Annotated in this window: 11 protein-coding genes; 6 read left to right on the forward strand and 5 right to left on the reverse strand. The window is 67.8% G+C overall.

Annotated elements, in window-relative coordinates; all coding sequences use genetic code 11:
* From Q8M82_RS01210 to Q8M82_RS01220, 3 genes are all read left to right on the forward strand, one after another.
* Positions 1-1,310 (forward strand): adenine deaminase (locus Q8M82_RS01210; protein WP_305689564.1); only part of this gene is annotated, 1,310 nt, incomplete at its 5' end.
* Between the two features lie 72 nt (positions 1,311-1,382).
* Positions 1,383-1,661, forward strand: coding sequence for a ribbon-helix-helix domain-containing protein (locus Q8M82_RS01215; RefSeq protein WP_305689565.1), 279 nt, complete (start codon positions 1,383-1,385; stop codon positions 1,659-1,661).
* The gene (locus Q8M82_RS01220; protein WP_305689566.1) at positions 1,648-1,953 is read left to right on the forward strand and encodes a type II toxin-antitoxin system RelE/ParE family toxin; all 306 of its coding nucleotides are present in this window, start codon (positions 1,648-1,650) and stop codon (positions 1,951-1,953) included. The genes Q8M82_RS01215 and Q8M82_RS01220 overlap by 14 nt, the downstream gene beginning before the upstream one ends.
* Positions 1,954-1,956: 3 nt before the next feature.
* Here the strand turns inward: Q8M82_RS01220 and Q8M82_RS01225 are convergent, their stop codons facing one another.
* From Q8M82_RS01225 to Q8M82_RS01245, 5 genes are all read right to left on the reverse strand, one after another.
* On the reverse strand, positions 1,957-2,937 hold the full coding sequence (locus tag Q8M82_RS01225) for an Ldh family oxidoreductase (protein ID WP_305689567.1): 981 nt from the start codon (positions 2,935-2,937) through the stop codon (positions 1,957-1,959).
* Positions 2,934-3,863, reverse strand: coding sequence for a hydroxyacid dehydrogenase (locus tag Q8M82_RS01230; RefSeq protein WP_305689568.1), 930 nt, complete (start codon positions 3,861-3,863; stop codon positions 2,934-2,936). Before Q8M82_RS01230 ends, Q8M82_RS01225 begins: the two co-directional genes overlap by 4 nt.
* A 26-nt stretch (positions 3,864-3,889) precedes the next feature.
* Positions 3,890-4,954, reverse strand: coding sequence for a YeiH family protein (locus tag Q8M82_RS01235; RefSeq protein ID WP_305689569.1), 1,065 nt, complete (start codon positions 4,952-4,954; stop codon positions 3,890-3,892).
* A gap of 76 nt (positions 4,955-5,030) precedes the next feature.
* Positions 5,031-6,311: a UxaA family hydrolase gene (locus Q8M82_RS01240; RefSeq protein WP_305689570.1), complete on the reverse strand. Its 1,281-nt coding sequence runs from the start codon at positions 6,309-6,311 to the stop codon at positions 5,031-5,033.
* 76 nt (positions 6,312-6,387) lie between these two features.
* The gene (locus Q8M82_RS01245) at positions 6,388-6,675 is read right to left on the reverse strand and encodes a UxaA family hydrolase (protein WP_305689571.1); all 288 of its coding nucleotides are present in this window, start codon (positions 6,673-6,675) and stop codon (positions 6,388-6,390) included.
* An 86-nt stretch (positions 6,676-6,761) separates the two neighbouring features.
* Here Q8M82_RS01245 and Q8M82_RS01250 point away from each other — a divergent pair, with 86 nt between their 5' ends.
* The 3 genes from Q8M82_RS01250 to ruvX form a co-directional block, all read left to right on the forward strand.
* Positions 6,762-7,526, forward strand: coding sequence for a GntR family transcriptional regulator (locus Q8M82_RS01250; RefSeq protein ID WP_305689572.1), 765 nt, complete (start codon positions 6,762-6,764; stop codon positions 7,524-7,526).
* 76 nt (positions 7,527-7,602) lie between these two features.
* The gene (locus tag Q8M82_RS01255; RefSeq protein WP_305689573.1) at positions 7,603-8,580 is read left to right on the forward strand and encodes a tripartite tricarboxylate transporter substrate-binding protein; all 978 of its coding nucleotides are present in this window, start codon (positions 7,603-7,605) and stop codon (positions 8,578-8,580) included.
* A 69-nt stretch (positions 8,581-8,649) separates the two neighbouring features.
* Positions 8,650-8,789: Holliday junction resolvase RuvX (ruvX, locus tag Q8M82_RS01260; protein WP_305689574.1), on the forward strand; the 140-nt coding region annotated here is incomplete at its 3' end.

Raw genomic sequence — 8,789 nt, forward strand, 5'->3', positions numbered from 1 at the left:
ATCTGCGCGTCAATTTGTCGAGCTGCGTGCCGGCGACGCATCTGGAGACGGCGGGTGCGCGGCTGGAGGCGACCGACCTGACGCCGATGATGGACCACCCGAAGGTCATCGGGCTGGCTGAATTCATGAACTTTCCTGGCGTAATCCATCGCGATCCCGGCTGTCTCGCCAAGCTCGAGGCCTTCTCGGGCCGCCCCATCGACGGCCATGCGCCGCTGGTGCGGGGGATGAACCTGAATGCCTATCTCTCCGCCGGCATCCGCACCGACCATGAGACGACGACCGCCGAGGAGGCGCGCGAGAAGCTCGCCAAGGGCATGGCGATCCTGATCCGCGAGGGCTCGGTCTCGAAGGATTTGCTGCAGCTGATCCCGCTGATCTCGCGCGACTCCTCGCCGTTCCTGGCCTTCTGCACCGACGACCGCAACCCGCTCGACATCGCCGAGGAAGGCCATCTCGACTTCATGATCCGCACCGCGATCGCCCGCGGCGCGGATGTGCTGGCGACTTATCGCATCGCCTCGCTCTCGGCGGCGCGGCTCTACGGCCTGTTCGACCGCGGCTTCATCGGCCCGGGCAAGCGCGCCGACATCGTGCTGGTGGAGGACCTCGCGGCCTGCTCGGTGAAGCAGGTCTTCGCCGGCGGACGGCGGGTCGAGGATGGGCTCTTCGCCGACCGGGTGCCCGTGGCGCCGGTCGGGCTCGGCAGCGTCAAGAGCCGGGTGTTGACGCCGGAAGATTTCAAGGTAGCGGCGCGGGATGGCGAGACGCCGGTGATCGGCGTGGTGCCCGGCCGGATCATCACGGAGCGGCTCGGCCTGCGCCTGCCCGCGCGCGACGGGCAGGCCCTGCCCGATCTCACGCAGGATGCCGTCAAGGTCACGGTGATCGAGCGGCACGGCAAGTCCGGCGGCATCGCGACCGGCTTCGTCCATGGCTTCGGCATGAAGCGGGGCGCGATCGCCTCCTCCGTCGGCCATGACAGCCATAATCTCTGCGTCGTCGGCGTCGACGCGGCCTCGATGGCGGCCGCCGCCAACCGGCTTATTGAGATCGGCGGCGGCTTCGCTGTCGCCGATGGCGGGAGGGTCACGGCGGAACTCGCGCTACCCGTCGCCGGGTTGATGAGCGACCAGCCTTTCGAGGCCGTGCGGCACGGACTGGAGGGCTTGAGGGCCGCGGCCAAGGCGCTCGGTGTCGTGCTGGCCGAGCCTTTCCTGCAGGTCGCCTTCCTGACGCTGCCGGTGATCCCGCATCTCAAGATCACCGACAAGGGGCTCGTCGATGTCGATGCGTTCGACTTCGTTTAGCGGCGATTTTAGGGTTCTGGGCCCGCGGCCGGACGCGTGATAAAATACCGGAATACGGATGGGAGGTTCGCGATGGACGATCCGAACACGACGCTGACGGTGACTCTCGGGGATCTCGCCGGGAAGGTCGAAGAGCGGGTTCGCTCGGGCGAATATGAGTCGCCGAGCGAGGTCGTGCGGGCGGGTTTGGAGGCGCTCGCCCGCGAGGAACGAGCGTTCGAAGCCGAACTGAAGGCGAAGGTGGAGGAGGCGCTGGCCGATACTCGGCCTTGGCTGTCGGCCGACGAGATGTCGAACCGGATGCGCGCCTATCATCAGGAACGGCTGGCGAAGGCCCGTGACACGGTTTGAGCTGAAGCTCAGTCCACAAGCCGAATTCGATCTGCGTTCGATCTACGACTGGATAGCAAAGCGATCGAGCCCTCAGACCGCCGATCGCTATATCCAGCGGATCGAGACGACCTATCGCTCGCTCGCCGACTTCCCGATGCGCGGAACCCTGCATGACGATCTGCTGCCAGGCTTGAGGATCATCGGCATGGAGCGGCGCGTGACGATTGCCTTCCGCATCATCGGTGACAGGGTCGAAATCCTGCGCATTCTCTATGGCGGCCGAGACGTTAAGGCCGCTTTGGAGACCTGACGGTCACGGAGAGAGCATTTCCTCCGGCATCTCAATCCCTTCCGCCCGTGCCTTGGTACGCAGGGTCAGGCGCCGGACGCCCGGGAGGCGCGTGCCCTCTTGCGCCTCGATGGCGTGGACCAGGGCGCGCATGCGCTCGTCGAACCAGTTGCCGCCCATGGCGTGCGGGTCGATGGCGAGGATGAGCTGGCCGGTGTCGGGCGGGCCGCCTTGCGCGTCGAGGAAGGAGGAGGCCTGGAAGCCGAAATGCGCGCCGACGAGCGCTGCCGCCAGGATCTCGACCATCATGGCCAGCGTCGCGCCCTTGGCGTCGCCCAGCGGCACCATGGTGCCGGCGAGCGCGGCTGTGGCATCGGTCGTCGGCTTGCCGTCGACGTCGAGCGCCCAGCCCTCGGGGATGGGCTGCCCCTTCTGCTTGGCCGCGACGATCGGGCCGCGCGCGACCTTGGACAGCGCCATGTCGATGACGACAGGCTCCCGCCCGGCCAGCGGCGCGGCAAAGGCGATCGGGTTGGTGCCGAAGACCGGCTTCGAGCCGCCCCAGGGCGCGATGGCGCCAGGCGTGTTGGCGAAGAGCAGCGCGACGAGCCCCTGCTCGGCGAGCCGCTCGACATGCAGGCCCGCGGCGCCGCAATGGTTCGAGCGGCGGATCGGCGCGGCGATGATGCCCTGCTCGCGGGCGAGATCGGGGATCTCGGCGATGGCGAGGTCGATCGCCGGATAGGCGAAGCCGTGGCCGGCATCGATCGCCAGCACGCCGGGCTTCGGCCGGCTCGCCTTGGGCACGACCTGCCCGTCGATCTTGCCGGATTTCAGCATGGCGAGATAGGTCGGCACGCGTGACAGGCCGTGGCCCTTCAGCCCGTCGGCCTCGGCCGTCACCAGCGCCCAGGCGACGGAGGCGGCATTGGCCGGCGAGGCGCCCGCAGCAGCGAAGAGGTCGGTCAGGCGGGCTTCCGCCCGCTCGAAGGAGACGCGGGTCACAGCCGTCCCTCCAGCGCCGCCATGACGCGCTCGGCCACCAGCCCGGAGACGCGGCCGTTCGATTCGACCGTGTTGCCGGCGATGTGGGGCGTCAGGATCAGGTTGGGCACATCGGCGAAGAGCTTTCCGGCGCCGCGCAGCGGCTCCTCGGCGAAAACGTCGATGGCCGCGCCGCCGAGCTTGCCGCCCTTGAGGGCTTCGACGAGAGCCGCCTCGTCCATGATGCCACCGCGCGCCGCGTTGATCAGGATCGCGTCGGGCTTCATCCGGGCAAGCGCGTCCTTGCCGATCAGCCCCTTGGTCTCCGGCGTGAGCGGCAGATGGATGCTGATCACGTCGGAGGTCGAGAGCACGGCATCGAGGTCCAGCCGCTCTGCGCTCGCCCAGGCCGGGTGGTCGGCCGGCACATAGGGGTCGTAGGCCGAAACCGTCATGCCGAGCAGGCGGCCATGGGCTGCGGTGTCGCGGGCGATGGCGCCGAAGCCGACAAGTCCGAGCCGCTTGCCGGCAATCTCGCGGCCGATCAGCTTGGTCTTCGGGAATTCGCCGGCCACCATCGCGGCATTGGCGAAATAGGCGCCGCGCAGCAGCATCATGGCGCTGCCAATGACGTATTCGACGACGGAGAGGCTGTTGGCGCCCGTCGCAGGGAAGACCTTGATGCCGCGCGCCTCGCAGGCGTCCATGTCGATGTTGTCGAGACCGACACCGAGCCGGCCGACCACCTTCAGCGCCTTGGCGGCCTCGAGGACCGGGCCTCTGACATGGGTCTGGTTGCGCACGATCAGGGCGGGAACGTCGGCGACGAGCCTCGCCAGTTCGTCGGGTTTGCCGAAGAGATCGGGGTCGTGATGGACGTCGTAGCGGGCGCTGAGCATGGCGACCGCCGCCTCGTCCATGAATTCCGTGATGACGATGTCGGTCATGGCAGGCGCCTTTGCAGCTTTGACGGTCAGCCCAGCGCGAGCAGGCTGCCGGTGACGATGACGAGGATGACCAGGCTGGTCCCGGTGACCAACACCATATGGCGCCAGCCGAGCCGCGCCATGGCGCCCAGCGAGGTGCCGAGGCCCAAAGCCGCGATCGCGATGAGCAGGCCCCAGGTCGAGATCGACAGCAGGAGCGTGCGGATCGGGGGATAGACGCCGGCCAGCGCCGGCTGCGTGGCTAGAAGGCTGTTCACCAGGCACAGCACCAGGAACATGATCGCGAAGACCGGGACCGGCACCTTGGCCTTGCCGGCGACGTCTCCCGCCCGCTTGGCATCGTCATGGACCAGCCACCAGCCGACGATCAGCACGGCGGGGAGGAGCAGGAAGACGCGGAACAGCTTGACGATGATCGCCGCATTGGCGGCCTCGACCGAGACCGCCTGGCCCGCGCCGACGACCTGTGCGACGTCGTGGATGGTCGCTCCCAGCATGATGCCGGTCTGCGCCGGCGTGAAGCCGAGCCAGACGCAGATCAGCGGATAGGCCAGCATCGCCACCGTCGAGAGAGCATTCATCGCGATGACGGTGAAGGCGACGTCGGCGGCCTTGCTCTTGTAGTCGGGCACCACGGTTGCGGTTGCGAGCGCGGCGGAGGCGCCGCAGACGGCGGTGGCGACACCGCCGAGTGCGCCCATGCCGGTCTCGCGGCCGAGCCAGCGCGCCAGCAGGAAGCCGGAGAGGATGGTGGCGGCCATGGCGGCGATGACGAGCAGCGCGGTCGTCAGGCCGAGCGCGACGATGTCGCCGAGCGCGACGCGCAGGCCGAGCAGCGCGATCGCCCAGCGCAGCATCTTCTTGACGCAGAAGGTCATGCCGGGCTGAAAGCGCGGCGCATTGGCGATGGGATGCAGGACCATGCCGATGATCAGCGCGATCACCACGGCGGGGATGCCGAAGCGACCGCCGGCGGCGGATTTCACCAGCGGTTCGGCGAGATAGGCCGCGAGCGCCACCACCGCGGAGAGCACGATGCCGTCGAGCAGCGGCCGCCAGGCACTGGCGCGGGTCGTCGTGGCGATGGACAAGGCTGGAGGCTCCCGAATGACAGGCCGGAGCGGAACGGGGCGCCACGCGAGCGGCGCCCCGGCTGTTGGCGGCGGCTCAGGCCGAGCGGTATAGCTTGGTCATCGAGAACTCGCGATGGCCCAGAGCCTCGGCTGCCGTGAGGCGGCCATTCGCCGTGCGCACGATGTTTTCGATCAGCGCGTCACCGGCCTGCGGGATCGTCATGTCGCGGCGCAGGATGCCGGAGACGTCGACGTCGATATGCTCCGGCATGGTGCGCATCGTCTTCGGGTTGCCGGTGATCTTGATGACAGGGACGATCGGGTTGCCGATGACGTTGCCCTGCCCGGTCGGGAAGGTGTGCACGACATAGCCGCCCGCCGCCATCAGCGTCACGCATTCGGCCGCGGCCGAGGAGGTGTCCATGTAGTAGAGGCCCGGCCCCTTGGTCGGCGCCTGCGCCGGCTCGAGGATGTCGATGAACTTGCACTCGCGGCCGATCTTCTCGAGATTGCCGAGCGCCTTTTCCTCGATCGTGGTCAGGCCGCCGGCGATGTTGCCCTTGGTCGGCTGCGAATCCGAGAGGTCGTCCGTCTTGTGGGCCTCGATGACGTCGTCCTGATAGGCCTTCCACATCTTGTACCAGCGCTCGCCGACTTCGGGCGTCGCAGCACGGGCCTTGCAGAGATGCTCGGCGCCGGTGATCTCCGAGGTCTCGCCGAAGACGCCGTGGACGCCGCGCGGGATCCACTTGTCGTACATGTTGCCGACGGTCGGGCAGGAAGACAGGCCAGTGGTGGTGTCGGATTCACCGCACTTGGTCGAGACCCAGAGCTCTTCGATGCCGCATTTCACGCGCTGCAGCTCGGTCGCCCACTGCACGAATTCCTTGGCGACATAGGAGGCGCGGGCGATGGTCGAGATGTCGCCATGGCCCTCGATGCCGAAGCCGACGACCGGCTTGCCCGTGGCGGCGATGCCGTCGACGACGCGCTTGGTCCAGCCGTCCTCGATGCCGATGACGACCACGGCGGCGACGTTCGGGTTTGAGCCCGTGCCGATGAGCGTGCGGAAATGGAGTTCGAGATCCTCGCCGAACTGCAGGCGGCCATAGGCGTGCGGGATCGCCAGCGTGCCCTTGACGTTGTTGGCGACGGCCTCGCAGGCGGCGTTGGAGAGATCGTCGAGCGGCAGCAGCAGAACGTGGTTGCGCACGCCGACACGGCCGTTCTCGCGGCGCCAGCCGAAGAAGGAGTCGAGGCTGCGGCCGGTCGGGCGGCGGACGACCGGGGTCTTGAATTCGGGAGCCTCGATCTTGCGGCCCTTGATGCGGGCGAGCTTGCCTTTGACGAGATCGAAATTGGCGACGATCGACATGGACGTTTCCTCTTCTGGCTTGGCGGGCTCGACCCTGCGGGAGCCCATTTGCGGCGCGATCAGAACGGCGAAGCGCTCACCAGCGCTTGGTCTTGGCGTTGTGGACGTGGAGATGCTCGCCCTGCTTCACATCGGCTTTGGCCTGGCCGATGTCCTGGCCGTATTTCCAGATCGTCTCGCCCTTCTTGATGTCCTTGAGGGCGACCTTGTGGCCGATCGGAATGTCCATTTTCGCGGTCAGGCGGAAGTCGGAATTGTCGTGGGTGACCACGCACAGCATGTCGGTGCCGGCCTTGAGACCTTCGACGACGACGACGCCGACGGTGTCCTTCTTCTCGTGGACCAGGAGGTGGGGCTTGCTCATGGGATTTCCTCGCTGCGATCTTTCGCCCGGCTCCCGCCTGCAATTCAGGACTCGACCGGCCTCGCGACAAGTCTTATATAAGACACATGACTGAGCACAAGCTCGAATTTGCAACACCGCCCGAAACGGCCGGCGGCGCCGAGATCCTCGGATTTCGACCGCTTTACCGGCAGGTCAAGGCGCATTTCGTGCGGCGACTCGTCGAGGGCGTCTGGGCGCCGGGCATGGCGCTGCCGAGCGAGGGGCAGCTCGCCAGCGAGATCGGCGTGAGCCAGGGGACGGTGCGCAAGGCGCTGGACGAACTCGCCGCCGAGAACCTGCTGGTGAGGCGGCAGGGCCGCGGCACCTTCGTCGCCGAGCATGACGAGCAGCGCATCCTGTTCCAGTTCTTCAAGCTGGTGCCGGACGACGGCGTCGCCCGCTTCCCCGACAGCACGGTCCTCTCCTGCGAGATCGCGACGATCGATGCGGCCGAGCAGGCGGCGCTGGACCTGGGGCCGGCCGACCCCGTCATCCGGATCCGGCGGATCCGTTCGCTCGGCGGCCGGCCTTCGGTCCTCGAGACGGTGAGCCTGCCGGCGCAGCGCTTCCCCGGACTGGCGGACGGGCCCGTGCCCAACAACCTCTACAGCCTGTTCGCGACCCGCTACGGCGTGACCGTGGCCCATGCGCGCGAGCGGCTGAAGGCGGTCGCGCTCTCGGCCGAGGAGGCGCGGCATCTCGGCGTCGCCGCCGGCACGCCGGCCCTCGCGATCGACCGGATCGCGCTGTCGCTCGAGGATGCGCCCGTCGAGCGGCGTTTCAGCCTGTGTCTGACGGAGGAGGCTCACTACCTGTCAGAGCTGCGCTGACGCGTTCACGGTCCCTGAACTTTCCAAACCAAGCCGGCACAGATCGGCCGTTCACCACGACCCATGGAGGATACGCATGAGCATGACCAAACGGGCGGCCCTGGCCGCGTTGCTGTCACTGGGGCTGGCCGCGCCGGCGCTGGCGCAGAGTTTTCCGACCAAGCCGATCACGGTAATCGTCTCCTTTGCCGCCGGTGGACCGAGCGATGTCATCGCGCGTCTGCTCGGCGAACAGATGAGCAAGACGCTGGGCCAGTCCGTCGTGGTCGAGAACGTCGCCGGTGCCGGCGGCACGGCGGGCGCCAAGCGCGCTGCCGCGGCCGAGCCGGACGGGCATACCATCCTGATCCACCATCTCGCGCTCGCGGCGGCGCCCGCGCTCTACAACAATCTCGGCTACGACACGAAGACCGCCTTCGCGCCGATCGGGCTGGTCAACACCGGGCCGATGGTGATCGCGAGCAAGCTCGCTTTGCCGCCGACCGATGCGAAGTCGTTCTTCCCCTACATCAAGGAGAATGCCGAGAAGCTGACCGTGGCCCATGCCGGCGTCGGCTCGAATTCCCATCTCTGCGCGGTGCTGATGTCCCAGCAGCTCGGCGCCAAGTTCAACCAGGTCGCCTATCGCGGCACCGGCCCGGCGATGAACGACCTCGTCGGCGGACAGATCGACATCCTCTGCGACCAGTCGACCTCCGCCATCCCGCAGATCACCGGCAAGAGCATTCGCGCCTATGCCGTGACCTCGGCCCAGCGGCTGAGCGTGCTCCCGGACGTTCCGACCATGGCGGAGGCCGGCGCCAAGCTCGACATGACGATCTGGCACGGTCTCTATGCGCCCAAGGGCACCCCGGCCCCGGTGCTGGACAAGCTCAACGCGGCGCTGCGGACCGCATTAAAGTCGCCGGCCGTGATCGAGAAGTTCCAGGCCTTCGGCACCAGCACCTTCCCCGAGAGCGAAATGACCCGCGAGGCCCATGCCAAGCTCTTCGAGGCCGAAGTCGACAAATGGGCGACCTCGCTGGCGGCCGCCGGCGTCAAGCCGCAGGGCTGATCCCGCCCTCGCCGGCCGCCTGGTCGCGCGCCGCTCGCCTCGTGCGGCGGCGCGTGCTAGGGGCCGGCCATGTCCACCAATGTCGTACCGATCGAGACCTTCACCGCCCTGCCCGATCACGCGCGGCTGCTCGGCCTCGATCTCGGCACCAAGACGATCGGTTTGGCGCTCTCCGACGTCGAGAGCCGAATCGCCACGCCGCTGGAAAC

The sequence above is a fragment of the Allobosea sp. genome, from assembly GCF_030694325.1.
Lineage (GTDB): Bacteria > Pseudomonadota > Alphaproteobacteria > Rhizobiales > Beijerinckiaceae > Allobosea.

Bases quoted from the DNA above. Each gene is read 5' to 3' on its own strand.
- Q8M82_RS01255 (WP_305689573.1), top strand. From the start codon at position 7,603: ATGAGCATGACCAAACGGGCGGCCCTGGCCGCGTTGCTGTCACTGGGG.
- Q8M82_RS01215 (WP_305689565.1), top strand. From the start codon at position 1,383: ATGGACGATCCGAACACGACGCTGACGGTGACTCTCGGGGATCTCGCC.
- Q8M82_RS01230 (WP_305689568.1), bottom strand. From the start codon at position 3,863: ATGACCGACATCGTCATCACGGAATTCATGGACGAGGCGGCGGTCGCC.
- Q8M82_RS01240 (WP_305689570.1), bottom strand. From the start codon at position 6,311: ATGTCGATCGTCGCCAATTTCGATCTCGTCAAAGGCAAGCTCGCCCGC.
- Q8M82_RS01245 (WP_305689571.1), bottom strand. From the start codon at position 6,675: ATGAGCAAGCCCCACCTCCTGGTCCACGAGAAGAAGGACACCGTCGGC.
- Q8M82_RS01250 (WP_305689572.1), top strand. From the start codon at position 6,762: ATGACTGAGCACAAGCTCGAATTTGCAACACCGCCCGAAACGGCCGGC.